The 26376-nt window shown below is 28.8% G+C and carries 24 protein-coding genes; 9 read left to right on the forward strand and 15 right to left on the reverse strand.

Going from position 1 to position 26376, the window contains the following annotated elements; all coding sequences use genetic code 11:
- The first annotated feature begins 2 nt into the window (after positions 1–2).
- Entirely contained in the window at positions 3–2069 is a 2067-nt protein-coding gene (locus L1S47_RS04970) for a helix-turn-helix domain-containing protein (protein WP_238882372.1), read from the forward strand.
- Positions 2070–2526: 457 nt separating this feature from the next.
- On the opposite strand, the gene L1S47_RS04975 is transcribed toward L1S47_RS04970, so the two are convergent.
- From L1S47_RS04975 to L1S47_RS04995, 5 genes are all read right to left on the reverse strand, one after another.
- Positions 2527–3789, reverse strand: a complete 1263-nt coding sequence (locus L1S47_RS04975) for a helix-turn-helix domain-containing protein (protein WP_238882502.1) — start codon at positions 3787–3789, stop codon at positions 2527–2529.
- Positions 3790–3808: 19 nt separating this feature from the next.
- Positions 3809–5110 carry a helix-turn-helix domain-containing protein gene (locus L1S47_RS04980; RefSeq protein ID WP_202768118.1) on the reverse strand — a complete coding sequence of 434 codons (1302 nt, stop codon included), beginning with the start codon at positions 5108–5110 and terminating at the stop codon, positions 3809–3811.
- Positions 5111–5327: 217 nt separating this feature from the next.
- A complete protein-coding gene (locus L1S47_RS04985) occupies positions 5328–5498 on the reverse strand; it encodes a hypothetical protein (protein ID WP_202767788.1) in 171 nt (56 codons plus the stop codon).
- 132 nt (positions 5499–5630) lie between these two features.
- Positions 5631–6530, reverse strand: coding sequence for a viroplasmin family protein (locus L1S47_RS04990; protein ID WP_238882373.1), 900 nt, complete (start codon positions 6528–6530; stop codon positions 5631–5633).
- Between the two features lie 39 nt (positions 6531–6569).
- Positions 6570–7571 (reverse strand): DUF1232 domain-containing protein, encoded by a 1002-nt coding sequence (locus L1S47_RS04995; protein WP_238882374.1) that lies wholly within the window; start codon positions 7569–7571, stop codon positions 6570–6572.
- Positions 7572–7742: 171 nt separating this feature from the next.
- Here L1S47_RS04995 and L1S47_RS05000 point away from each other — a divergent pair, with 171 nt between their 5' ends.
- Entirely contained in the window at positions 7743–9488 is a 1746-nt protein-coding gene (locus tag L1S47_RS05000; RefSeq protein ID WP_238882375.1) for an ATP-dependent metallopeptidase FtsH/Yme1/Tma family protein, read from the forward strand.
- Positions 9489–9530: 42 nt separating this feature from the next.
- On the opposite strand, the gene L1S47_RS05005 is transcribed toward L1S47_RS05000, so the two are convergent.
- From L1S47_RS05005 to L1S47_RS05015, 3 genes are all read right to left on the reverse strand, one after another.
- A complete protein-coding gene (locus L1S47_RS05005; protein ID WP_238882376.1) occupies positions 9531–10427 on the reverse strand; it encodes a rhomboid family intramembrane serine protease in 897 nt (298 codons plus the stop codon).
- Positions 10428–10563: 136 nt separating this feature from the next.
- Positions 10564–12366 (reverse strand): oligoendopeptidase F, encoded by a 1803-nt coding sequence (gene pepF / locus L1S47_RS05010; RefSeq protein ID WP_238882377.1) that lies wholly within the window; start codon positions 12364–12366, stop codon positions 10564–10566.
- Positions 12367–12449: 83 nt separating this feature from the next.
- Complete coding sequence (locus L1S47_RS05015) at positions 12450–12848, reverse strand: DUF6762 family protein (RefSeq protein WP_202767794.1); 399 nt, start codon at positions 12846–12848, stop codon at positions 12450–12452.
- Positions 12849–12968: 120 nt separating this feature from the next.
- On the opposite strand from L1S47_RS05015, the gene L1S47_RS05020 reads away from it, so the two are divergent.
- The 3 genes from L1S47_RS05020 (at position 12969) to L1S47_RS05030 (ending at position 14970) form a co-directional block, all read left to right on the forward strand.
- On the forward strand, positions 12969–13400 hold the full coding sequence (locus tag L1S47_RS05020) for a hypothetical protein (RefSeq protein ID WP_238882378.1): 432 nt from the start codon (positions 12969–12971) through the stop codon (positions 13398–13400).
- A gap of 118 nt (positions 13401–13518) precedes the next feature.
- Entirely contained in the window at positions 13519–14178 is a 660-nt protein-coding gene (locus tag L1S47_RS05025; RefSeq protein ID WP_238882379.1) for a metal ABC transporter ATP-binding protein, read from the forward strand.
- Complete coding sequence (locus L1S47_RS05030) at positions 14179–14970, forward strand: metal ABC transporter permease (protein WP_238882380.1); 792 nt, start codon at positions 14179–14181, stop codon at positions 14968–14970. It begins immediately after the preceding gene.
- 46 nt (positions 14971–15016) lie between these two features.
- On the opposite strand, the gene L1S47_RS05035 is transcribed toward L1S47_RS05030, so the two are convergent.
- Entirely contained in the window at positions 15017–15433 is a 417-nt protein-coding gene (locus L1S47_RS05035; protein WP_202767798.1) for a Fur family transcriptional regulator, read from the reverse strand.
- A gap of 128 nt (positions 15434–15561) precedes the next feature.
- Positions 15562–16107: a manganese efflux pump MntP family protein gene (locus L1S47_RS05040; RefSeq protein ID WP_238882381.1), complete on the reverse strand. Its 546-nt coding sequence runs from the start codon at positions 16105–16107 to the stop codon at positions 15562–15564.
- Positions 16108–16388: 281 nt separating this feature from the next.
- On the opposite strand from L1S47_RS05040, the gene L1S47_RS05045 reads away from it, so the two are divergent.
- Positions 16389–17609, forward strand: coding sequence for a 6-phosphofructokinase (locus tag L1S47_RS05045; protein WP_238882382.1), 1221 nt, complete (start codon positions 16389–16391; stop codon positions 17607–17609).
- A 161-nt stretch (positions 17610–17770) separates the two neighbouring features.
- Here L1S47_RS05045 and L1S47_RS05050 read toward each other — a convergent pair whose 3' ends face one another.
- On the reverse strand, positions 17771–19066 hold the full coding sequence (locus tag L1S47_RS05050; RefSeq protein ID WP_238882383.1) for an aminotransferase class V-fold PLP-dependent enzyme: 1296 nt from the start codon (positions 19064–19066) through the stop codon (positions 17771–17773).
- Between the two features lie 130 nt (positions 19067–19196).
- Between L1S47_RS05050 and L1S47_RS05055 the strand changes: the two genes are divergently transcribed.
- Positions 19197–19628, forward strand: a complete 432-nt coding sequence (locus L1S47_RS05055; protein WP_238882384.1) for a hypothetical protein — start codon at positions 19197–19199, stop codon at positions 19626–19628.
- A gap of 10 nt (positions 19629–19638) precedes the next feature.
- Positions 19639–20295: a DUF4397 domain-containing protein gene (locus tag L1S47_RS05060; RefSeq protein WP_238882385.1), complete on the forward strand. Its 657-nt coding sequence runs from the start codon at positions 19639–19641 to the stop codon at positions 20293–20295.
- A 78-nt stretch (positions 20296–20373) separates the two neighbouring features.
- Here L1S47_RS05060 and L1S47_RS05065 read toward each other — a convergent pair whose 3' ends face one another.
- The 3 genes from L1S47_RS05065 to L1S47_RS05075 form a co-directional block, all read right to left on the reverse strand.
- Positions 20374–21579, reverse strand: a complete 1206-nt coding sequence (locus L1S47_RS05065) for an ABC transporter permease (RefSeq protein ID WP_238882386.1) — start codon at positions 21577–21579, stop codon at positions 20374–20376.
- A gap of 24 nt (positions 21580–21603) precedes the next feature.
- Positions 21604–22296, reverse strand: a complete 693-nt coding sequence (locus L1S47_RS05070) for an ABC transporter ATP-binding protein (protein ID WP_238882387.1) — start codon at positions 22294–22296, stop codon at positions 21604–21606.
- Positions 22297–22423: 127 nt separating this feature from the next.
- The gene (locus L1S47_RS05075) at positions 22424–23587 is read right to left on the reverse strand and encodes an efflux RND transporter periplasmic adaptor subunit (protein ID WP_238882388.1); all 1164 of its coding nucleotides are present in this window, start codon (positions 23585–23587) and stop codon (positions 22424–22426) included.
- 162 nt (positions 23588–23749) lie between these two features.
- Here L1S47_RS05075 and abc-f point away from each other — a divergent pair, with 162 nt between their 5' ends.
- Positions 23750–25669, forward strand: coding sequence for a ribosomal protection-like ABC-F family protein (gene abc-f / locus L1S47_RS05080; RefSeq protein WP_238882389.1), 1920 nt, complete (start codon positions 23750–23752; stop codon positions 25667–25669).
- 56 nt (positions 25670–25725) lie between these two features.
- On the opposite strand, the gene L1S47_RS05085 is transcribed toward abc-f, so the two are convergent.
- Entirely contained in the window at positions 25726–26325 is a 600-nt protein-coding gene (locus tag L1S47_RS05085) for a dUTP diphosphatase (RefSeq protein WP_238882390.1), read from the reverse strand.
- Between the last annotated feature and the right edge of the window lie 51 nt (positions 26326–26376).

Raw genomic sequence — 26376 nt, forward strand, 5'->3', positions numbered from 1 at the left:
ACTTGAGAAGAGAACATATAATTTATCCATTAGATATGCCAGTAACAATTTCATATTGCTCAATTGAAGATTATCCTATTCACTGGCACAACGCTATTGAGATAATATTTGTACTTAAAGGTACAATAAATGTAACCATAGATTCAGATACTTATGAAATTGAAGAAAAAGAGATGGAAGTAATCAACAATAATGAATCTCATAGAATATTTTCAAAGGATCCTGATAATAGAGTTTTAATCTTCCATATGGACTCAAGTTTTTTTGAAAAATATTATAATGACATAGAAAATATGTTTTTCTATCTTAATAGTTCAGACGAAGGAGCTCAAGAAAGTCAGGAATATGAAGATCTTAGAATTTTTCTTTCAATAATTCTTTGCGAAGCAATACAAAAAAGAGAAGACTATGATGAAGAAATTGAAAGTACTTTAATAGATATGCTATATCATTTAATTAACAATTTTCACTATTTAACCTATGAGAAGGAAGAGCTAAAGGACAATGAAGAACAATTAGAAAGATATCATAGAATTGCAAAATACATTTTCAATAACTACAATAATAAAATAAGTCTTCAGGAAATAGCTAAAAAAGAATTTTTAAGTGCAGACTATCTTTCACATGAGATAAAAAATGCTACGGGCTATAGTTTTACTGATTTATTAAATCTTACAAGAGTTGAGGAATCTATAAAGCTGCTTTTAGACAGCAATATGAGTATTTCAGAAATATCTGATGAGGTTGGTTTTTCTCATACAAGATACTATAATAAGAATTTTAAATTTTACTACAAATGTACTCCACTTCAATATAAAAAGAAGTATAAATTAGATGAAAAATCTTATGAAAAAGCAAAAAAATTAACTTACTTAGAAACTTCTGAAGCACTTAAATTCCTTTACCCTTATCTAGAGGATTATGACAGATTTAACTATGAAAATAGAATTCATAAAATTCATATTAATATGGATGAAGAAATTTCTCCTTTCTCTGACGACTTTAGAAAAGTAATTAATGTAGGGGATGCCTTCGACCTTCTAATTGAGGATAATAAAGATAACCTTGAAGAAATTCAGGAAGAAATCTCCTTTAGATACGGAAGAATATTTAATCTTTTCCATAGAGATATGGGGATTTTCCCAGGTAGCAGCTTTTACAATTGGAATAAAACAAAGACTGTTTTTGAATTTATGGAATATATTGAACTTACACCTCTAGTTTTATTGGAACAATTAGAGCTTACAGATGAGGAATTGATAAATGCCTTCCATAGCTATGTAGAGTATTTTTCGGAAATAGAGAGTATTGATTTTTATAACATAAAATATCAATTCCATAGCGACTTTCCATCTGAACTTAAAAGTGAGATTATTAAAATTTTAGAGGAAAACTCATTGGAATATGAAGATGAAGGTTATATTGGAAATCACCTAGAAATAAACAAAATATACGACTCAGCTTATATGATACCTTATATTATTCACCAAGTGGCTAATAATAATATATCTTTAAATTTTATTAGAGCTTTTGACGTATTAGAGAAAGAAGTAGTACTTACTAATGAAGTATTTTTTGGTTCTTCAGGGTTGGTAAATGATATGGGAATTAAAAAACCTTCTTATTATGCTTACTATTTACTTGGCAAATTAGGAGATATTCTTGTCCAAAAAGGTGACGGTTATTTAGTTACTAAAAGCGATGATGAGTATCAAATTCTTCTTTATAATTATGGTGAAGAACTTAATAATTTAATTAGCTATGAAGCATTGGAAAAAAGAAGAGGTATTAAAAATACAACTGAAAAGAAAATATCCTTAAATATAGTAAATATAAATAGTAATGCACAAATAACTACCTATATATTAAATGAAAAAATAGGTTCATCCTACAATTACTGGTTAGGTATGGGAAAACCAATTAGATTAAATAAAGAAGAAAGGGAAATTCTTCACAAAGCTTCTTTCCCAGGCATTAATTTTAGATACACAAAGAAAAGTTCTGTTTTAAATCTACTACCTAAACTAAAAGGGTACGGTGCACATTTAATAATAATAAAGAAAGTATAAAACAATAATAAAAAAGTACAAAAACACCTTAATTAAGGTGTTTTTTTGTTTTTACTAATACTGGATTTATGAAGAACTTCTCGCAAATGTACCATTTTATAGCCTTAATTGTCAATGAATTTTACAAAACTTACCTCTATAATAATATTAAGAAATATTAAAGGGAGCGTGAGTGTATGAAAATATTAAAAAGAATATTTAAGCCAATAAAAATAAGCTCCTTCAGTCCAAAATTAAGCTTATTTGAAATAACTTTTGACTTAATTAAAAAATATTAGTATAAATACTTTTCTTCTTATTAATAGTAATAATTGATTTGTATATATACTGATTTTGGCATAAATTAATTTTATATTGCAAATAAAAAGGGTTGTCCTTAATATGAATTCTCATAAGTTAAGGGCAACTCTTTATTATTCTCATAGCCAAAATGTTATAATTTTAACAAAATTTAGTCTTATAAAGTCTTCTCTAAAGATAAAGCAAGTGAAAAATACTTTAAAGCATCTCTTATTTCTCCAAGTTTATAGTACATTTGTCCCATGTCTATGTATCTTTGGTACCTATCTTCCTTATTACCAACTTTTAAGATAGCATCTAATGAAAGATTCATATACATTTCAGCTTCTTTAACCTTATTTTGCTTTTGTAATATTGTACCTTTTAGATAATATGATCTCTCAATTAATTTTATATTATCGCAATCAATAGCTAGATTAAGAGCTTCATCACATATGTTATATGCCCCATCATATTCTTCATAATCTATAAATAGCTTTATACAGTTATTCATAAATTCAACATATTTTATCCTATTATGTTTTGGAAAGATATGTAATCCTTCTTCTATTTCATTTATAGCTCTTTCCTTTTCCCCAATTCCAAAATAACATTCTCCATAATTCCACTTTGAAAGTGCCAATGATATAGGATTGTCCTTTTGAAAACTAAAAGCCTTTTTTACCCAAGCTTCTGCTTCAGATTTTTTTAGCTTTATGCACAATGTTGCTAACAGGTTGTACATTTTCCCCTTATTTATTGGATCTTCAACATATTTAATATATTTCTCTACACACTTCATATCTTCATAAGCCTTATGTATTTCTTTTAACTTATAGTAACATAATGCCTTACTATATAACGTATATGCATATTCGCCTTTATCCTTAAACTTATTGTTACTAAGAACTTCTATAAGTCTTTCATAATATGTTATAGCTTCAGTATATTCTTTATTTTGGCAGAAATACTTACCCATATCATGAAAATAATTTATAACAATTTCTTTATCAATGTTTTTTTGAGATAAATAATAGTACTGAGATACTATCAATTGAATATTTTCATATTTTGACTCATCAAGATAGTATTGAAATAATAAGTGCATTAATTCAAAAGATAAATCAAAATACTCGTATTCATTTGCATATTCTAAGTTATATTTAATATTTTCTTCAATATCTTCCCCTGAAAAAAGATTCTTTCTAATTAATTCTATATTGTCTACAAGCTGTTCTTTAACATCTTTTAATAAATAATCTAAATCCAAAAACAACTTCGCGGCAATATACTCTAGAACTTCTTTTTCAGCCTTAATTTTTTCGTTCTCAATACAACTCATTTTTGAAATGGATATTTTATCCCCACAAAGTTCTTTTAATGTAATTCCCTTATAAACTCTTGCACGCTTTATTTTTTCCCCCGTTGATAGTATTTCCATCATATCACCCAATCTATTATTAATTTCTTAATAACCCTATGTCGCTAAATATATTAATCCCATAATCTAAATATTGTGCTGCTTCTTTGTCCCTTTTATTATCTATGTAGAATTTTCCAAGTATTATCGCTACTTGTCCAGCCTTCTTACTGCATTCATTATTGACTGCATAATTGTATGTTTCTATCAATATATTTTCTGCCTCTTCAAATTCTTCTTGTATTAAACGAAGTCTATAATTTAATAAATTACACTCAATTCGATTATCAATATCATTGTCATCGATCTTGTCATATATCTCATTTATAATTTCTTCACTCTTATCAACATCTTTTAATTTTAAATAGTTTTCACATATATTTATAAGAGTTTCTATTAATTTGTTATCAGCATTTTTGCTTCTTATTTCCTTGGCAATATCATAGTGCATAAAAGACTCTTCTATATTCTCAAATTCATAAAATAACTTTCCTAAATTATTTTCTATTTCTCCAATATTTTTTGTGTCTTCTAATTCCTTATAAACATCTAGTGTTTTTTCAGAATATTTTATTGCATTTGCTAAATCACCTTTTTTATTATATTCTTCTGATAATAATAATAGAGTTCTTGCATATTCTTTTTTGTTATGGATTCGTTTAAATTTTTCTGTTGCTAAAAATGAGTAGTTTATTGATTCACTAATATTTTCAGTTTTGAATAAGGCTGTAGCCATGTAATAATAAATTTCTCCAAGCAACTGATCATTTCCAACACTGTTGTCTAGATACACCTTTTCAGCTTGTTTTAAATAAGAACTAGTAGAATGATACGCCCTAAGCTGTAATGTAATCTTTCCTAAATTAAGAAAAGTTTTTACAATCTCTTCAAAATTGTTGTTTTTTATAAATATAACATTAGAAGATAGGAAATATTGTTGTGCTGCCACTAGTTCACCCTTTAGCATGTGTATTTCGCCTGTTAAAAATAATATTTTTGCTTTTCTATATTCTAAATCATATTTTTCAGAATAATATAAAGCATTTTCTATATATTTCTCAGCTCCAAAATAATCTCCTGATAAAATATATGATTCAGCAATTTGTTCATAGTAAATACATATTTTTTCTGCTTGGGTTTCTTCAGATTCCATTAAATATTCTACAGAAGTCTTTAAAGCATCTGCTAAATATTCTAACAGATCCATAGATGGATTAGATCTTCCCGATTCAACTAAAGAAATTTGTCCAGGAGTTATTCTATCCCCTGCTAAATCCTTTAAGGTCATATTCAATTCTTTTCTTTTTCTTTTGATTTTTTCCCCTAATGAAAGTATTTCCATATCTAATCTTCCTTTTCTATGTATCATGTTTTAAAAAATTATTTAAAATGATTTAATTATTTTAAATTATAACACGAATTTTCAAATTTTAATACATTTTTTTGAAATTTTCATTATTTGCGCAGTAGTTTTCTACAATTTTTTTATTTTTGTATAAGTATTCCATATAATCATATATTTTCTTTTATAATGAAATAACTCGAGAAAATATCTCGAGTTATTTCATCCATCCCATAATATCAACTTTATCTTCAGCCATATCTATTACTTTTCTTCCAACTTTTCTAAATGTCTTTTGAGTTCTTCTGTCTAATTGTGGTAATATCATCATTCCAAAAGCTGCCCCTACTATTGCACCTGTTGTAATTCCACTTAGATATTTTTTCATAAAACTACACCTCTTACTCAATTATTATTTTACAAAACATTAATAAATAAAATTAATATAATGTTTTATAGATATATTATGTGTAGTAATTATTTTTATACTCTTTGAAATATATGGGTATATTATCACTTTTTATTCAGCACTTATTTCTTTAACGATCTCTAAAACTCTTAATTGTTTTTCTTTAGATAACTTATTAAGAATTCTATTTATTTCTTCAGGAATATTACTTTCTATTTCATCCTTTTTACTTTCACTACTTGTATTTTTTTGATTACCTACAACTACAATATTTTCTTCCTTATTATTAGTTATACTTAATATTTCATTTCTTACTTTTTCATTACTTACATATAGAATATTTTTAGCTAACCATTTATCTACAACTCTATCTGAAGCAATAGCTAATTTTTCTTTACATTTTTCATCTGCAAGTTCATTAAAGAATTCCCCAGTATGACTATCTACTTTAACAAATATAACTTCTATTCCTAACTTCATAAGTTCATTCATTCTATTAAAGTATTTTATAGAAGATTCTTCTCTTCTTTCCCAAAAACCTGTAGCATGATGTGCTATTCCTTCATAATCGTGAAAAATAACAGCTTTCTTATCCTTTTTACTCAAAGCATATTCTACGCCTTTGACTGCCGCTTCTAATTCTCCAGCTATCTGCCTTATATTACTCTTAGAAGTATCTTCTGCGGATGCGCTATCAATATATTCAACAACATTATTCCTTACAGCAACTAATCCGTATGAGTATTTTTCAGTGCTTATATTATAACTTCCATCAACGTATATATGTAAGCAATCTTTTGGATATTCATCCACACCCATTTTTAGTAATTTACTTCCTTCTTCTAAGAACCGCTTAGCTTCATTTATATCTTCAAAGCTCTTATATTTTGCTCCCTTAACGCCCTTAACATATTTTAAACACTCTGCCCATGTATTAACAATTTTATTTTCTATTTTTATGTTAGCTTCTGAATCAAAGCCTTCTTTTATAGCATAAACTTTCTTTCCCATTATATATGTGCTCCTTAAAATAATAATCAACTTTTCCTATTAAACAAATGAATCAATCAAGACGTAAAATTTATCTAGTTTATTCCCCTTAGAAAATGATTTTAAATACTCTAATGCATTTTTAAGTACTAATATATTTTTATTACTTCCTTGCCAATTTTCTAAAAGAACTTCTAAAGGCACATCATTAATCAACTTATTTAACGCAAAAAACACCACCGACATATCATCAATCTTCCCAAGCAAAGGAATCTTATCATTTATTATATCCTTTGGAATTATAATATATCCAAGAGAAGATGCTACTGCAATTTTTGTACTTTTACTAACTCTACTATCTTTTAACAGTCTAACTATTAATGCAATAATATCTGGTAAAATAAACAAGTAATCTTCTACTGGTTTAATGCTATCAGGTATTTTTTCCTCTAGGAAGCTTCTTCCATCAGCATAAACATCTTGAACCTTTTCTATATTTTCAGTCTTATCTTCTAATAATAATATCTCATTATTTTCAATTAAGGTTTTCTTATTTTCTGCTGTGGTTAATATCTCATTTTCTATTTTGTCTTTACTATCTTTTTTTATAATATCCTTAATATCTATAATTACATTATGTAAAGTTACATTTATACCACTTTTACTTACTTGTATTTCCTTTATATCCATAGCAAAGTTTTTTATATCTTTCATTAATTTATTAAAGTTAATAATAACCTTATCTTCACTATGCTCAACACCCATATTCTTTAAATCTTTTAATATATTTTTTAGAATAAACTTTCTAACAAGCTTTATAGCCGGAATTCCAAGAACTTTTATCTCTTTTAATCTAAATATTAATTCATCTTTTTTCACTTCAATTATCTCAACTGCAACTCTAAATTTAACTCTTAATATCTTTTTAAAACTTCCTGTAATTCTTATTACTTTATCTATTTCAATATCATCTATTTTAAGTCCTTTAAAGGTAATTACCTCTTCCAATAGGCCTAATATATCTTCTTTAGATAACTTCACACAAATCTCTGATACCCTCATGGTTCCCCCTCCAAAATATCTAGTAATAACCACTTAAGTATAACTCATAATTGGACAATTATCCATAACTTACATTGCCAAAAGTTATGAGATTCGTTAGACAAGAAATTTTAAACCCTTATAATCATAATTGTAGTATATATTAACTAGATAAAAATCTTGGAGGGATGTATGAAAATATTTAAAAGTAAACTTTTAATAATTCCAATAATTATTTTTATTTCATCATTAAGTTTTCTTGCATATACTAACTTAAGTTACAGAGCTCATAAAGATAAATCTTATTTAGACTTTAAAAATGATTTTTCAAGCAACAACATATTAAAAGTCTACTTTTCTACAAATAATAAACTCTTAGTAACCTTAAAATCTGGAGATAAATATTTAACTGAAAATCCTGAAACCCCTAACTTTAAAGAATCTTTACTTAATAAAAGCATTATAATTGAAACTGAAAAGCCACAATCTCTATCAACTGTTTTACCTTCACTTGGTATTATGATATCAGTATTTTGGCTAGCGTTTTACTTCATGAATAATAAAAGGTTCTCTACTAGCAATGGTTTTTCACCAAAAGTTGTATCAGACAATATTAAAACTAATTATGATTTTGATAAAGTTGCTGGAAACGATGAAGCTAAAGAAAGTTTAAAGGATGTTGTGGATTTTTTAATCAATCCAGATAAATACGTAAAATATGGTGCTAGAATCCCAAAAGGAGTTATTTTATACGGGGAACCAGGTACAGGTAAAACTCTTCTTGCTAAAGCTGTAGCTGGAGAAGCAAATGTGCCTTTCTATGCCATGAGTGGTTCTGACTTTATGCAAATGTATGTTGGAGTAGGAGCTTCAAGAATCAGAGATTTATTTAAGAAAGCAAAGGAAGCTGGAAATGGAAAAGCTCTTATTTTTATAGATGAAATAGATGCCATTGGTAAAAAAAGAGATGGAGGAAAGCAGTCTTCTGGTTCAGATGAAAGAGATCAAACCTTAAATGCATTACTTACAGAAATGTCTGGTTTTACTGAAAAAGAAGGTATTGTTGTTATTGCTGCTACAAATAGACTTGATATCTTAGATCCAGCCTTACTTAGACCAGGAAGATTTGATAGACATATAGAGGTTTCATTACCAGATATTAATGCAAGAGAAAAAATACTTAAACTGCATTTAGACAATAAACCTTATAGTGATATTAATATACGAGACATAGCTGAAAAAACTGCGTATTTTTCAGGTGCTAAACTTGAGAGTTTAATTAATGAATCTGCAATACTTGCTGCAAAGAAAGACACAGAATTTATTACAATGGAACATATTAGTGCTGCTTTTGACATTGTTGTAGCTGGTTACGAAAAGAAAGATAGAGATTACTTAAGTGAAAAAGACAGAAAGATTACTGCTTATCATGAAGGTGGACATGCTCTTTGCTCTTTAATTAGAATTCCAGAGGATAAGGTATCAAAGGTAACAATTATCCCAACAACTAAAGGCGCTGGTGGATATACGCTAACTATTCCTAAAGATAGTTCGTATCAAACTATATCTCATTTAAAAAATAGAATAATGGTTCTTCTTGCGGGAAGAGCTGCTGAAGAAATTATTTTCGGAAAAGATAACATAACTACAGGAGCCTATGGGGATTTAAAATCTTCCACTGAAATAATTATTTCTATGTTATCAGAATACGGAATGGGAGCTAAGCTCGGTTTGTTAAAAATGTCTTCTTTAGGTTCTATGGGGAATTCATATGGAAACTTAATTATTGAAGAAGCTAAAGAATTATTAGAAAATTTATACACAGATACGAAAAATCTTTTGAATGAAAATATAGATACTCTTCATTTACTTGCAAAAGAGCTACTTGAAAAAGAAACCTTATCAAATAAAGACTTAGAAGCAATAATTACAAATTAATAGACGTTTCTCAACAATTAAGTTGAGAAACGTCTTATTTTTTTACTTTCTTTTATATAATATAAAACCTAGGACTAATCCAGTTAGCAATCCTCCAATATGTCCATACATATCTATGTTTGGTAGCATGAATCCAATAATTAAGTTCATTGCAATAATTGAAACCAAATTTACTAAAAAGTCTTTACCTATTCTAGTTCTTTCTTTATAGGCAAATACTAATAATCCTCCTAATAGTCCAAAAATAGCACCTGATGCTCCTACTGAAAGAGAGTTAGTAAACATGGATGCACCTGATGCACCAACTGCACTTAAGAAATATATAATTACAAAGTTTCTATTTCCATAAATTCTATTAACTTGGTTACCTGTATAAAATAATGAATACATATTAACTGCTATGTGAACCAAACCTCCATGTAAAAAGGCAGATGTTATTAATCTCCAGTATTCTCCGGATTGAATTGCTTGAGTATATTTCGCACCTAGTTCATAAAGCACATCTGATTTTATATCCATGACACTTCCTGATAAGAATGCACTATATATAAATACAAAAATATTAATTGCTATAATTCCCATTGTTATATATGATAAAGTACTAGTTGTAGGTCTTCTATATAATGAATTTAATATATCAATAAACGGTGTTTTATCATTCCATGACGCAACTACTTGTTTCTCGTCTGGTGAAAAGTAAATTTCGCCTGATTTTAATTCCTCTCCATTATAATTTCCCTCAATTACTTTAATAAATGATCCCTCTTCTGAATCTAATTTAATATCTCTATTTTCCTTAGATACTACCCCTACAAATATTTCTCCATTGTCAACTTTCATTTTAGCGATCCATTTTAAATCTCCCTGATTAACATCCTTAATATAGAAGCCAAATTCTTTTACCAGTTTGTTTAACAGGAGTTGTTCGAAACTCTTCATAAAAATCCTCCTTAAGTTTGCCAAAATATTATGCATTAATTGATATTTTAACACTATTTAGATAAAAATGAAATTTATTTCTTTTTGTATCTCTACATAATTAAAGGACGATTAAATGTTAACCGTCCCCTAATAATTATTTAATTTCTTTTTCTAGCATATCTAATAATTCATTAAATCTCTCTAATGTCGCTTCAAGTGGTTTTGAAGATGTCATATCTACCCCTGCATTTTTTAATATATTAATTGGATAGTCGGAGCCTCCACTTTTTAAGAATCCCTTATATTTCTCTACTGCATCCTTTTCTCCTTTTAATATAGAATTAGCAAAGGATGATGCTGCTGCATAACCAGTTGCATATTGATATACGTAAAAGTCATTATAGAAATGTGGGATTCTACTCCATTCACTTTCTATTTCTTGATCCACTATCATATGCTCTCCATGATATTTCTTATTTAAGTCTAACCAAATACTGTTTAAAGCTTCTGCAGAAAGAGGTTCTCCATTCTCTAAGCTTTCATGAGTTAAAAGTTCAAATTCTGCAAACATTAATTGTCTAAATACTGTAGTTCTAATTTGTTCAAGTTCTTCATTTATTAAATACAACTTTTTATTTTTGTCATTTTCATTCTCTATAAGATAATGAATAAGAAGAGCTTCATTTGTTGTTGATGCTACTTCAGCACAAAAAATTGTATAGCCTGCATAAAAATATGGTTGAAATTTTCTTGAATAATAAGAGTGAATTGAGTGTCCCATCTCATGAGCTAAAGTGGATACATCATGTTGCTGGAAATTATAATTCAATAAAACATAAGGCATAGTATCATAACTTCCCCATGAGTAAGCTCCTGATCTCTTTCCTTTATTTTGGTAAACATCTACCCATCCATTATCAATTCCCTCTTGAAAAATTCCTAAATACTCCTCTCCTAGAGGATTTAAAGCTTTCTTAATTATTTCAATTCCTTTTTCATACTCTATATGCTCTTTTGGAACATCTATTGCTGGAACATATAAATCATACATGTGCATTTCATCTAGTTTTAATAATTTTTTCTTAAGTTTAATGTACCTGTGTAATAACGATAAATTTTCATTTATAGTTTTCACTGAATTTTTATAAACATCTAATGGAATATCATTTGGCTTCAAGGCTTGCTCTAAAGCACTTGAATATTTTCTTGTTTTAGCTGAAAAAATATCATTTTTTATTGATGCACTTAAACTTGCTGCAAGAGTATTTTCTAAAGCCTTATATCCACCATAAAGCTTTTTAAATGCATTTTCTCTTACTGATCTATTTTTACTTCTTACAAAAGTAGAATAGTTACCTTCATTTAATTCCACATCATTTCCTTCGTCATCATTTGTTGTTCCAAAGGTCATGTCTGCATTGGTTAAAAGATTATGAATATTTGAAGGTGCATCTAAACAATCAGATACAGAAGCCATTAATTCTTCCATTTCCTTAGTTAGTACATGTGGTTTTTCTTTTAATATATCCTTAAATAAAAATTCATATATCTTTAGTTCAGGAATTCTATCTATCTCATTTATTAAAAATTCCTCAGTTAATTCCAAAATTTCAGGAACAAAAAATGCACTATAACTTCCAAGTTCAGCTAAGTAAGCATCAATTTTATCTTTTAACACTTGAAACTTAGAATTTGCAGTATCCTCATCACTTCTTAGATGTGCATAAATCATTAACTTTTCAGCTTTTCTAGAAGTTTTTTCACTTAATTTCATATATTCTAATATTTTTTCTCCAGTTTTAAGCTGACCAGAGTACTCCTTTAGCTTTGGTGCCTCAGCTTTAAGTTCCTGAAATTCTTTATCCCACACATCTTCTGAGCTATAAACCTTAGATATATCCCATTTATAAGATTCATCAATTTCATTTCTATTTTTCAATTTTTTATCTTCACTCATTTTTTCACCTCATTTTTTATATAGGATTTTAAGTTCAATGAACAACTTCTTTATGTATAAATAAATTAAGTGCCCTAAAAAACCTATATATACTCGCTTTCTTTGTCTTTTATATCCTCTAGTACTTTTGAAATACACTCATTTATAATTGTACAAAGTTCATTTAGAATTGCTCTAATTTCCTCGTGGTCATCCTCATAATCAAATGTTATCTTCCAAAGTGGATTAAATTCGCTATCTATTTCTTCAATATTGTATCCAAGTTTTTCAAATGCATCCACATCAAACAAATCATATATTGCTGAGAACTCCCAGTCTTCCACGTCCTTACCAGTTCCGAAAAATAAATTTACTACTCCATCCTGTAAATATAACTTTGTTACATATATTGCACCTTCATTTACGCTATAACTGCCTACTTCTCTTATTAAATGCCCTGTTGCTCCATCTCTTTCCATTAAAACTAATGCTGAAAAATCCATTTAAGTCCCATCCTTTCACATAATTATTATATACCTATTATATGTTTTTATAAGCTTCAGATGCAATAACTCTTTATCATTTTACCATAATTTGGTAATATATTATTTGGAGGTGTTTTTATGAGTACTGCAAGAAGATTAGATAATAGAAGAATTTCAAAAAAAACTATTAATACAAATAGTCGTTTATATCGATTTAACATTCGTAAGAAACGAAAAATTAAACTAGTACTTACCAGAGTTATTATTATAGCTTTACTACTTATTCCCTTAACTATAGTAGGAAGGACTTTGTACATTAACTATAAATGCAAAGATATATACTATGCAGTGGATTATTATATGACTTCTAAGTATGCAAAAGATTATAAACTTCTTAGAGTAAAAGAAGTTAACTTGACTTATGAAGACGATAAAACAGCACAAGTAACTGCTTCTGGATTAGAGGATACATCCCCGCATAAATATTCTTCATATAAGGTAACTTTTGAAAAAACATCTAAAGGTTATTGGCAAATAGCTGATATTTCTCAGGTAAGCGATGAAAAGTAAAAATATTTGTGTATTAATATTTTTTGTTGCAAACCATTTGCAATTAGTTATATAATTTAATATGTATTTTAAATATTAAAATATATTAACTACTAACAATTGCAGGAGCTGATTTAATTTGATACAAATAAACAATTTAACCTTTTCATATTCAGGCGGAATGCCTTATATATTAGATGATATAGATTTAAATGTCCCACAAGGAAGTTTTACATCAATAATAGGAGAGAATGGGAGTGCAAAAACTACACTATTAAAGCTATTACTTGGTATATTAACTCCATTAAAAGGAGACATAACTATAGAAAAATGCTCTATTGGTTACGTAGCACAAAAAGTTGATGGATTTAATAGCAGTTTTCCTATTACAGTTTATGAATTACTTAAAATGCACTGCAAAACTATTGGTATAAAAAATTCTAAGTCTATTGATAGTATGCTTGATTATGTAAATATGAAAGATTTTAAAAATTCCTTAGTGGGCTCACTATCTGGAGGGCAGCAACAAAGAGTATTTATTGCAAAAGCTTTACTTGGAGAACCCGAACTTTTAATGTTAGATGAGCTTTCCTCTGGTGTTGATGAAAAAAATCAGAGAGAACTTTATACTTTACTACAAAAACTATGCAGAGAAAAAGGTCTTACTATACTTTCAGTAGACCACAATATTCCAAGAGCTTTAGAGTATTCTACTCATATTATTGAAGTTAAAGATTTCAAAGCCTCTCTTTATGAACTAAATGAATATGAATCTCAAAGAGAAAGGGAGGTATTATAAATGCTATCATACGAATTTATGCAAAGAGCCCTTTTAGCTGGACTAATGATTTCAATACTTTGTCCTAGTATAGGCTTATTTATTGTACTACGCCGTTATTCTATGATTGGAGATACACTTTCTCATTCCTCCTTTGCAGGGGTTGCCATTGGGCTTGTAAGTGGTATCAATCCATTGTTCACCTCTCTTGCTTTTACAACCTTATGTGCAGTTGTAATTGAATTTTTAAGAGGATATTTTAAAAAATATGCTGAGCTTGTTATGTCAATTGTTCTTACCTTAAGCTTAGGGATCGCAATTATACTTGTAAGTTCTGGTAAAACAACTGCCAAAGTAAGTTCGTATCTATTCGGAAGTATACTAACTGTAAACTCCAGTGAGCTATTATTGATATTTATCGTATCCATAATATGCATAGGTGTTCTCTATTTTTTCTATAACCAACTGGTGTATATTACTTTCGATGAGGAAGGAGCAAAGGTTTCTGGCGTTAAGGTAAAAGTGCTTAACTATATTTTCACCTTACTAATTGGAGCAACCATTTCTGTCTCCATTCGAATAATGGGCATATTAGTTATATCTTCCATAATAGTGGTTCCTGTTGCTACCGCTTTGGTTATAAAAAAGGGATTTAAAACTACACTATTTCTTTCGATTTTATTTGGAATGATTGATGTTTTAGGAGGGCTTGTATTATCTTATTATCGTGATACTGCTCCAGGTGGAACTATTGCATTGATGAGTGTTATAACTTTAATATTAGTAATTATATTCAATAAAAAGAATTATTAAAGTAATAGAACCCCTTACTTCATTATTGAAGTAAGGGGTTCTATATTTACTTATTTTTCTTATTACATTCATCACAAATTCCATGTAACTTAATTGAATGTTCTGTTATCTTAAAACCAGCTTCGGAATTTATTATCTCTTGAATTTGTTTAATAGGACATGGTACAAGAACTTCTTTACTACACATATCGCATTTCAATAAATGTTTATGGTCATCTCTCTTTAAAGAATATCCATAGCACCCTTCTGGTAAGAAAAGTTTATCCACTATATCTTTATCGTCAAAAAGCTCCAATGTTCTATAAACTGTTGATAAATTAACATCATTATCCTGTTCACCTAATAATGAATATATCTCTTCAGCAGTTAAACTTTTATTGTTTTCTTCGAGTATATTTAAAATTGCCATTCTACCCTTTGTTATTTTCATTTTCTTTTCTTTTAATAGTTCTTCATATTTCATACTTTGCCTCTAAAAATAAATATTGATTTTATATCAAACATATAAATTTTATTCTTTGATATACATTATATCATAAATATTATAAATTCTAAAAGAGTAAAATAGTTTCCTATAAAAAGCCCTATGCATTATAAAAACATCATTTTAAACCCGAAAATCATCAATATAATTCCACCAATATAGTCTGCATATTTAGCTATGAAGCTTATTCTTTTAGCATACCTGGATATATAAAAAGATATTAGACTTAAAATGAGCGTAGTAATACCAATAATGCTAGTATAGAAAATTACAATTAGTGGATTTATAGTATCATGTAATGCAGTAAATCCAACAACTAAGGCATCAATACTTACAGATATGCCTAGTACAAAATACATTTTGGGATTTAATAGTATACATTCATCCTTTTGCTGCATACCTTCTTTTATCATTAAAACTCCTACAACTGCAATTATAGCTCCCCCTATTATATTAGGTATATTTGCTATATAATTATTAAAATAATATCCTCCTATTGCGCCTATAAGAGATAATAAAAATTGAAAAAATCCAAATGAAATTGCAAAATAAACCTTATTTTTACGTTTAACAGCACAATTAATACCTATACTTAATGCAACTCCAAAGGCATCCATTGCTAAAGCCAATGCAATAATAACTACTCCTATCATTTATACTTCCCCTTTAAGTTCATAATGAGTTCTATATATTTTATTACAAAGTAACATAATTATTCTTACTTAATTTATATGATATTAATAATAAAAATATTAAACAATTAAATAGTATAGCACATTTAATATTTTTTTATTATATAATCGTTTTCTTGTCCTATATGTTGCAAAAAATACCTTTGACATATTAATTACATAGTGTATATTAGTATATGGAGTATTTAAAGCATTAAATAGTATAGCACATTTAATATAATAAGTTTTAAAGGAGATAGTTCATGTCTAATTGTATTATTGCACAATCTGGAGGTCCAACCTCTGTTATAAATTCAAGTGTTGTAGGGTTAATTGAAGCAAATAAAGAATTTAAAGCCTTTGATAATGTATATGGTGGATTAAATGGTATTGAAGGAATTTTAGCGAAAAACATTGTGAATTTGAGTGATGTACCTCAAGACCAACTAGATTTATTTAAATACACACCTTCTTCTGGATTAGGTTCTTGCAGATATAAATTAAAGGATCATACACAATCCCCTGAAGAATATGAAAAGTTAATGACTATATTAAAAGAATTAGATATTACTGCATTCTTCTATGTAGGTGGTAATGATTCAATGGATACTACAAACAAATTGACTGCCTATGGAAAAGAATTTGGAATAGATATTAAGTTTATCGGAATTCCGAAGACTATTGATAATGATCTTATGTGTACTGATCATACTCCTGGTTTCGGTTCAGCTGGTAAGTTTATTGCAACAACAACATTAGAGACTTTTTACGACTCTTCTGTTTATATAAATAATGGTATTTTTATATTAGAAACAATGGGTAGAGATACTGGATGGCTTGCGGCTTCAGCTGCATTAGCTCAAAAGAATGGAAAACCAGTTGCTGATTTTATATATCTTCCAGAAAAAACATTTTCTTTATATAAATTTTTAGAAGATGTAAAGAAAAAATTTAAAGAAAATAATAAAGTTTATATAGTAGCGTCTGAAGGACTTGTTAATGAGAATGGAGAATTCCTTTCATTAATTAACGGAATTAAATCCCTTGATAGATTTGGACACGCTCAACTAGGTGGTGTTGGAAATTATCTTAGAGCTCAAATAATAAAAGCTGGAATAACAGACAGGGTAAAAGCTTTAGAATTAGGAGTTCTTCAAAGATGTTCAATGCATTCAGCATCTCAAACAGACATTGATGAAGCTTATCAAGTTGGTTATGATGCATTAAGATATTCCTTGGAAAACGAGTCTGGATTTATGGTTGCTATAAAAAGAGAAACAAATTCTCCTTATACATATTCAACCTTTACAGTACCAACTACTGAAATAGCTAATAAGGTTAAGTATTTCCCTAAAGAATGGATTAATGATGCTGGAAATCATATAACTGAAGAAGCTATTGAATACTTAAGACCATTAATAGCTGGAGATCCAAATTTTACATTAGAAAACTTTCTACCAAAATTTAAGGTCTTCAATCAATAATATAGGGTTTTAAGTTCAACTATTAACTTATTCATGCCTGAAAATGTCCAGAACCCGATATTTTCAAACAAGAATAAGTTAAGTTTCCTATAAAAAAACCCTATAATAAAAGGTAGTTCCAATTTATAACAAAATGGAGCTACCTTTTTCTTTGAGTATTTTTAATATTTTTTTGATATATATTCCATGGTATTAAGGAATGTCCAAAGTTCATCCAACGTATTATATACTCCAAAACTAACCCTAACCATTCCATCCTTTATCATTTTAGGATTCTCCAAATGCTTCTGAATTTCTGATTTAGGAATTCCAAGAAGTCTCTGAACATATGGTTGTGCGCAAAAACATCCATTTCGGGTTGATATTCCACTTAGAGTAGATAATAGTTGTGATAATTCAGTATGATTTATTCCATTGATATTAAATACACCTATACCTAGTCTATCTTTTTGAACAATAGGTACACCATATACTCTTACTCTTTTTATATTCCTTAATCCTTCAAATAAATTTTTTAATAACAATTCTTCTCTTCTCTCTATAGTTTCGTAGCCTATAGCATCAACTTCCTCCAATGCCCCAAGTAATGCTGCAATTCCTAATATATTTGGTGTTCCTGCCTCATCTTTTCCTTCATTATCTTTCCAAATAACTTTATCATCTGTAACTAACTCGACAGTTCCTCCACCTTTTAAATCAGGTTCTCCATTTATTAAGCCATCTTTCTTTCCAATAATAACTCCTACCCCAAATGGTGCATATATTTTATGAGCAGAAAATACAAGGTAATCAATTTCTTCCCCAGTTCTAACCCCTGACATATTTATTCTTCTATGCGGTACCAATTGAGCTCCATCAACTATTATACGTCCACCATATCTATGCACCAACCTAGCTATTTTATTTATAGGATTTATATATCCTGTAACATTAGATGCACCAGTAATTGCAAGAAACTTAAACCTATCCATGTTCGCTATTAACTTTTCTTCTAAATCATCTAAAGATATTTTTCCATATTCATCTACATCAATATATTCTAGCTTACATTTTCCTCTCCAAGGTAAATCATTTGAGTGATGCTCCATTCTTGTTGTTATAACTAAATCATCTGCAGAGGTTATTAGTCTACTAGCTAACTTATTTATACCTTCTGTCGTATTTTTAACGTATATAACTTCGTAATCATCTCTATTTTTAAGGGAGAAAAATTCCAATATTTTTTTTCTTGACCCTTCAAACAAATCTGTGCTAATTTGAGATTTATATCCTGCCCCTCTTCCAACACTTCCATACCAAGGCAAGAAGTTATTCAAGTACTGTGCTGCTTTTTTAAATGCTGGGGTAGTAGCTGCATTATCAAAATTAATAAAATTTGCTTTTTGTCCATTAAAAAGCTTTATTTCAGAGTTTACCCCTATAAACTTATTTCTTATTCTCTCATCCTCAGGAAACATATGCATTACCTCCCTATGTATAATACTCAAATTTAAAAGTTTTTGTTAAATAAAGTTCTAATAAAAGCAATTTTTTCATAATTTTTATTAGTAAATTATTTATTTTAACAATATAAACGGAGGTTTAAATATGAATGAATCTAATAAAGAAAAAGATTTAACTTTTAGGGTATTTCACGACACCTTAAATTTATCATCTTTTCCAAATGGCTTTGAATCAGGTGTTACTTCACAAAGCTTAATTAAATCAAGTAAGCTTAAAGGTGACTTAAATAATAACCTTTTTTTAAGCACTCAAAGTCAAAATGTTATTAATCCACCTGATCCACTAACTCTAATTAGAACTATAGATGAGGATGAAGATGATAGTTTATTTATTGAAGAAATAAAAGCAGCTAACGACGTGCTAAATAAAATTGAACAGAATAATCCTGGCCTAATAAGTTCCTTAAGAGCTTATAATATTCCAAAATCAACATATAAAATGATTGTAAAGAGAATTATAGCTCTCTCTCTTAAATATAATGAAAATAATAAAGTAATGCCCTTTGAAAATCTTTAGAGGAGACTAAATGAATTATTTTCAAAATCAATCTTCAAAAAATGGTTTAGGGCAATTGTTCACAAACACTTTGCCTCAAATGGAAATATTCGTACGTTTTTTTAATACGTCTCCTAGTACTTCATCAATAGATGTTTATATTGACGATACTTTAGCATTTAGTAATATTGAATATAAGGAGTATTCAATTTACGTTCCTTTAATTACCGGAGAACATAAAATCTCTATATTTTTATCTAGAGATAATAAGCTTCCAATAGCCACTAAAATAATTGAACTATCACCTCATTCTATTTATACTATAGCTATAATAAATAAATTAAACGTATTAGATTTAATCCCTATAATAGATGGAAATAAATCCTACAGCTTTGGAACTACTTTTTTTAGATTTATCCATCTATCACCGGAAGCACCACTACTTAATCTTGTAAATAAGAAAGACAAGAAATTATTTAAATATATAGAATTTGAAGAAAGTACTGGCTATTTGCCATTGACACCTGGAAAATACAATTTTACTATTAGTTCTTCAACAAATAATGTTATTTATCTTAGAGTTCAACCAATAAATTTAATTGCAAATAATTTTTATACACTTTATGTAGTTGGACTTCTCAATAACTGCCCAAAAATGGAGACATTTATAATCAAAGATGGTTTGTAAAAATGAACATAATAAAAAGCAGAGAACCTTGTATTTTTAATTTCTCTGCTTTTTACTATGTTTTAATTTAAATAAGCTTTATTCATATCTTAATGCGTCAATAGGATCTAATTTTGCAGCTTTTCTCGCAGGATATATACCAAAAAATATACCAACAGAAGAGGAGAAAAGAATAACTAAAATAATATCCCTAAGTGATAATACAGGCGTAACATCTGCATAGCTGCCAATAGCATAAGCCCCCATAATTCCCAAAATCATACCTATAAGTCCACCTATTAGTGATATAATTACTGATTCAGTTAAGAATTGTATAAGTATTGCATTAGTTGTCGCTCCAATTGCTTTTCTTATTCCAATTTCCCTAGTTCTTTCTGTTACTGAAACTAACATAATATTCATAACTCCGATTCCTCCAACCACAAGAGAAATGGCTGCTACTGCACCTATGAAAGATGTGAAAATATCTATTATCTTATTGACTTGATCAACTTGTTTTAATAGCTTTTCTCCACTATATAAATTTTCTCCACGATTATTATGCTTTGCGCTTAAAATATTTAATGATTCATTTATTGCATCATCAGTTGTTTCCTTGCTATTTGACACAATAAAAATATTATCAATAGATAAGTCATCATACATATTACTTAATGCGGTAATTGGAACATTTACCATTGCAGGCATTTGATCATTAAACGATCCTCCCATGTAGGAAGCACTCTTTGTAACACCTACTATTTTAAACTTTTTAATATTGGCATCTTTACCTAAAGTTATGGTCTCATCTACTGCATCCTTATAGCCAAATAAATATGATGCAGTAATATCATCGATTACTATGACATTCTTTCCATCTTCAACTTCTTTCTCATTAAAAAATCTACCATATAATATCTCTGAATTTTGCACATACTTCATATCTTCATTACTACCTGTCATATACGCTCTTTTACTTTTATCTTTATATCTTATTGTGCTTTGTCTTGAAACTGAAGCTGATGCATATTTAATATTTTCACCTTTTTCTTTTAAATAATCTACGTCTTTTAAGGTAAAATAATCCCCTTTTGAAGCTTCTTGAGTATCTACTTTAATTTGAGCTGATGAGGAACCTATTTTCTCAAGTTCTCCTGTTATACTCGCCTTTCCCCCTGCCCCTAATGATAATATTGCTATAACTGAACTTATCCCAATTATTATTCCAAGCATAGTCAAGAAGCTTCTTAATTTATTGGAAACTATACTTTCCTTTGCCATTTTAAAGTTTTCTAACAATCCCATTTCCTAACCTCTTTTCAGATCATTTCATAGTACTATTCTATCTGTAACCACATCATCCTCAACAATGTTACCATCTCTTACCTTAAGTATTCGTTTTGAATACTTTGCTATATCTGGCTCATGAGTTACCATTATTATTGTTGCACCTTCATCGTTAAGCTGTTGAAATATTTTCATTACTTCTTCTGAAACCTTTGAATCCAAATTACCTGTAGGTTCATCAGCCATAATAACAGATGGACTATTTACTATAGCTCTTGCTATAGCAACTCTTTGCTTTTGTCCTCCTGAAATCTCATTAGGTCTATGCTTAATCCATGGAGTTAATCCAACTCTATCTAAGGAATGTAAAGCTCTCTCTCTTCTTTCTTTGGCTCCAATTCCACCATATACCATTGGTAGTTCAACATTTTCTAATATACTCATCCTAGGTAACAAGTTAAAATTCTGAAATACGAATCCTATTTCTTTATTCCTAATTAAGGCTAATTGATTATCTGTAAGGTTAGAAACATCTTGATTATTTAATATATATGTCCCTTCATCCATCCTATCTAAACAACCAAGCACATTCATAAGTGTGCTTTTTCCAGAGCCAGAAGGGCCCATTATTGCCGTAAATTCTCCCTTCCCTACATCTAATGATACTCCTTTAAGAGCTTCATATACTATATCTCCCGTCCTATATGTTTTTCTCACATTCTTTATTTGAAGCACTCTAACTCCCCCATTACATAGAATTTTTCCTGCTATATAGGGTTTTTTATAGGAAACTTAACTTATTCTTGTTTGAGTTCTGGCATGAATAAGTTATTAGCTGAACTTAAAACCCTATATACTTTTACTAAGATGATACTGTAACTTTAGTACCATTAGTTATGTTTTCATTTGGGTTTAAAATTACCTCGTCTCCCGCATTAAGTCCCAATAATATTTCAGCATCAGATTCTGTTTGTAATCCTACCTTAACCTCTGTTTCTTTTACGACACCATTATTAACCACATAAACATAATATTTATTCCCTTTTGCTGACTTTAAAGCTTCCGCTGGTACTGAAAGTGCACCACTCTTCTCTCCTAGTAAAATATCTACATCTTCATCAAACTCTACCTTTAATCCTTTTATGTCCTCCGTAGGTTTTATTTCACCACCTAATGATACTTCCCCAGCAGCCAATGGATTTGAAGTATCTTGCTTTGCCGCAGGGTCTATGAATGAAACTACTCCAGACACATCACCTTCAGGTCCATGTATTACAACTTTAGAATTCACTGCCACTTTACTTGAATCATTCTTATTTAATGATATTTTAATCTTTAAATCACTCAAATCTTGTAATGTTAAAGCTTTAATAGTAGGATTTCCTACTGAGCCCTCAGATAAATTAAGTGCTGTAACAGTACCATTAAAATCTGCTACAATACTTCCTCCCATTGTTGATACTTTATTTCTAGCACTATCTAGCTGAATTTTAGCCAGATCCACTGCACTTTGTGCCTGCTTTATTTGTGTATCACTTATAGGTATTAATTGATTTCTATTTAATTTTGCTAGAGCTAATGCTTGAGCACTTGCATTGTCAGTCTTACCTTCTAATTGTTTTATTGTATCATCCAGCTGCTTAATGTTATTATCAATAGTACCTTTTTTACTAATTAAATCATTATATTGAAGCCCAGCATTATTATAAGATATTTGTGCTTGCTTAATTGCTGAATCTAAATCACTTGTATCGAAAGATACAAGAGTATCCCCCTTCTTTACATTGTCTCCAACTTTAACATATATTTTTGTTACCTTTAACTGTGATGTATAATAATCTTTAGTATTAGCAGACTCCACTTTTCCAGTAGTACTTAAATATGATTTTAAATCCTTTACAGTCGCTTTTGAAGTTCTTACACTTATATCCTTCTTCTTTCCAACCGATAACTTATATACTCCAAATGCAGCTATAGCAATTACGCACAGTATTACTATATTTCTAATTATTTTTTTATTCTTCATAGCGATCTTTTCCCCTCTCAATAAATCTCCATAATTATAATATACTAATAATACCTTCTTTCAATTCACTAAACAATTGTTTTATTATAGATTAAATTAGAATTTTACAATTATATATAGTATAATAAAATTGAATTTTTATCCCCAATAAGGAGTAGTAAAATGATTATTTTAGGATGTAAGGATTTAGAAAAAAGTTATGGTACAAAAGTAATACTTAATAAATTAAGCTTCTCAGTTAATGAGGGTGAAAAAGTTGGAATTATAGGGGCCAATGGTGAAGGGAAATCCACCTTATTTAAAATATTAACAGGTGAGTTATCTCAAGATTCAGGTGACGTCTTTTTAGATAAAAACAAAACATTAGGATACTTATCTCAACATTTGGCTTTAGATGAAGATAGTACAATTTACAGTGAAGCTTTAAGTGTATTTCAAGAATTGCTTGATATAGAGGCTCGTCTACTAGTTTTAGAGGAAAAATTAAAGGAACCTTATGATGAAAATAAGGCCTCCTATCACGAGAAATTAATAACTGATTACACTACCCTTCAGGATATATATTCCCATAGAGGGGGCTATACATATAAAGGCGAAATATCTAGAGTAATTAGAGGTCTGGGGTTTACTGAACTGGATTTTGATAAGAATATATTTAACTTAAGTGGTGGTCAAAAAACTAGGGTTGCACTAATTAAATTACTTTTAAGAAATCCTGATATTTTGCTATTAGATGAACCTACCAATCATCTAGACTTGGAAGCAATTGAATGGCTTGAAGAATACTTATTAAGCTATAAAGGAAGCGTACTAGTAATATCTCATGATAGATTTTTCTTAGATAAAGTTACAACAAGTACTTTTGAATTAATACAAGGTTCAATATATTGCTATAGTGCTCCATATACTAAATTTTTAGAATTAAGAAAAAAAGATATAGAAGCACGTACTAAAGCATATAACCTTCAACAAGCGGAAATTAAAAGGCAAAAAGAAATAATTGAACGCTTCAGATCTTTTAATAGAGAAAAAAGTATACGTGCTGCAGAAAGTAGAGAAAAAGCTCTCGAAAAAATGGAGCTTTTAGATTCACCTGAAAAAGAAAAAGCAGCCTCTAAAATTTCTTTTGAAACAAGAGTGAAGAGTGGAAATGATGTTCTACATATTGAAAATTTAAAAAAATCTTATGGTGACAATTTATTATTTGATAATCTATCTTTCGATTTGAAAAGAGGAGATAAAGTTGCTTTAATTGGTGAAAACGGAAGAGGAAAAACCACATTATTTAAAATAATATTAGATAATATTAAGCCTGATAGTGGTATTAAGGTAATAGGAAGAAATGTTGAGCTTGGATATTATGATCAAGAACAATCGGATTTAAATCTAAACAATACTATTTTAGCTGAGGTATGGGATGCTTTTCCTGAACTAACTACTTCAGAAGTTAGAGGTGCATTAGCAGCTTTTTTATTTAAAGGAGAAGATGTATTTAAAAATATCTCTTTACTCAGTGGTGGTGAAAAATGCAGAATAAATCTTCTTAAATTAATGCTAGCGAAAGGAAACTTATTATTACTTGATGAGCCAACTAATCATTTAGATATCTTATCAAGAGAAGCTCTTGAAGACGCTATTTTATCCTACGATGGAACACTCATGGTAATCTCACATGACAGATATTTTCTAAATAAAGTAATAGATAAGATTTATGAACTTAATGCTGATGGAATAAAAGAATACTTAGGAAACTACACTTATTATTCTGAGAAGAAAAAGAACCCTACTAGATATGAACAGCTTAACGAAGTTCAAGGAAAAACAAAAACCCAAATTAGAGAAGAAAAGCGTAAGCAAAAGGAATCAGAAAAAGAGACTAAAGCTTCTAAACTCCGAATTCAAAATATTGAAAAAGAAATTGCAAATTCTGAAGACACTCTTCTAAAACTTCAAGAACAACAATGTCTTCCAGAAGTATACTCCAATCCAGAAAAGAGTGGAACTATAAATAAACAAATTTCTGAAATTCAAAATAAAATTGATGAACTATATGAAGAATGGGAAACTTTAGTTGAGAATTAAATTAGAAAAGCAGAAGACCTAGTTCATCTAGGCTTCTGCTTTTAAATTATTTTCTTCTATACACCTGTATGTCCAAATCCACCGCCTCTATTTTCCCCAATTTCTACTGGGTTATCATGCTCAATAAATTTTGCTTTTTTATATTCACAAAACACCATTTGAGCAATTCTTTCATTTTTCTTAATATAAATAGTACCATAAGGATTTCCTCTTTTATCTAAATAAATAATGTCATTTAGAATCTTTAATTCCTCACCTCTATTTAAATATTTAGATAAATTTGTCTCAACATAATTTTCTTTAAGTTCATTTATTATTTCTGGATTTCTTAAAATTTCATATTTTAAATTTGCATTATTATAGCTATTCTCCACTATTACCCCTACCATATCCCTATAATCAGCATCAATAGTTCCTGGGGAATTAGGAATTCTTATGTTTGTTTTAAGCGATAACCCGCTTCTTGGTCTTATTTGTGCTTCACAGTTATCTGGTATTGCAATACTAAAATTTAGTGGCATTATTCTTACTTCACCAGGTCTTATTACTAAGTCCATGCTTGCATATAAATCGCAACCAGCAGCATGTACAGATCCATATGTAGGAATAGTCCCTTCTTCATTTACTTTTATGTATACATTTATCTCTTCACTCAATTGTAATTTCTCCTTATATAAAAATATAATAAAATTTTATATTAAAATAAT

Origin of the sequence: Clostridium sp. YIM B02551, assembly GCF_022324735.1 — a bacterium.
Taxonomy (GTDB): Bacteria; Bacillota; Clostridia; order Clostridiales; family Clostridiaceae; genus Clostridium_T; species Clostridium_T paridis.

Excerpts from the sequence above, each read along its gene's own strand:
- L1S47_RS05020 (WP_238882378.1), top strand. The coding sequence starts at position 12,969 with ATGAGTACTGCAAGAAGATTAGATAATAGAAGAATTTCAAAAAAAACT.
- L1S47_RS04980 (WP_202768118.1), bottom strand. The coding sequence starts at position 5,110 with ATGGAAATACTTTCATTAGGGGAAAAAATCAAAAGAAAAAGAAAAGAA.
- L1S47_RS04990 (WP_238882373.1), bottom strand. The coding sequence starts at position 6,530 with ATGGGAAAGAAAGTTTATGCTATAAAAGAAGGCTTTGATTCAGAAGCT.
- L1S47_RS04975 (WP_238882502.1), bottom strand. The coding sequence starts at position 3,789 with ATGGAAATACTATCAACGGGGGAAAAAATAAAGCGTGCAAGAGTTTAT.
- L1S47_RS05040 (WP_238882381.1), bottom strand. The coding sequence starts at position 16,107 with ATGATAGGAGTAGTTATTATTGCATTGGCTTTAGCAATGGATGCCTTT.
- L1S47_RS05030 (WP_238882380.1), top strand. The coding sequence starts at position 14,179 with ATGCTATCATACGAATTTATGCAAAGAGCCCTTTTAGCTGGACTAATG.
- L1S47_RS05065 (WP_238882386.1), bottom strand. The coding sequence starts at position 21,579 with ATGGGATTGTTAGAAAACTTTAAAATGGCAAAGGAAAGTATAGTTTCC.
- L1S47_RS04995 (WP_238882374.1), bottom strand. The coding sequence starts at position 7,571 with ATGAGGGTATCAGAGATTTGTGTGAAGTTATCTAAAGAAGATATATTA.
- L1S47_RS05045 (WP_238882382.1), top strand. The coding sequence starts at position 16,389 with ATGTCTAATTGTATTATTGCACAATCTGGAGGTCCAACCTCTGTTATA.
- L1S47_RS05050 (WP_238882383.1), bottom strand. The coding sequence starts at position 19,066 with ATGTTTCCTGAGGATGAGAGAATAAGAAATAAGTTTATAGGGGTAAAC.
- abc-f (WP_238882389.1), top strand. The coding sequence starts at position 23,750 with ATGATTATTTTAGGATGTAAGGATTTAGAAAAAAGTTATGGTACAAAA.
- L1S47_RS05005 (WP_238882376.1), bottom strand. The coding sequence starts at position 10,427 with ATGAAGAGTTTCGAACAACTCCTGTTAAACAAACTGGTAAAAGAATTT.
- L1S47_RS05055 (WP_238882384.1), top strand. The coding sequence starts at position 19,197 with ATGAATGAATCTAATAAAGAAAAAGATTTAACTTTTAGGGTATTTCAC.
- L1S47_RS05015 (WP_202767794.1), bottom strand. The coding sequence starts at position 12,848 with ATGGATTTTTCAGCATTAGTTTTAATGGAAAGAGATGGAGCAACAGGG.
- L1S47_RS05000 (WP_238882375.1), top strand. The coding sequence starts at position 7,743 with ATGAAAATATTTAAAAGTAAACTTTTAATAATTCCAATAATTATTTTT.
- L1S47_RS05060 (WP_238882385.1), top strand. The coding sequence starts at position 19,639 with ATGAATTATTTTCAAAATCAATCTTCAAAAAATGGTTTAGGGCAATTG.
- L1S47_RS04985 (WP_202767788.1), bottom strand. The coding sequence starts at position 5,498 with ATGAAAAAATATCTAAGTGGAATTACAACAGGTGCAATAGTAGGGGCA.
- L1S47_RS05075 (WP_238882388.1), bottom strand. The coding sequence starts at position 23,587 with ATGAAGAATAAAAAAATAATTAGAAATATAGTAATACTGTGCGTAATT.
- pepF (WP_238882377.1), bottom strand. The coding sequence starts at position 12,366 with ATGAGTGAAGATAAAAAATTGAAAAATAGAAATGAAATTGATGAATCT.
- L1S47_RS05035 (WP_202767798.1), bottom strand. The coding sequence starts at position 15,433 with ATGAAATATGAAGAACTATTAAAAGAAAAGAAAATGAAAATAACAAAG.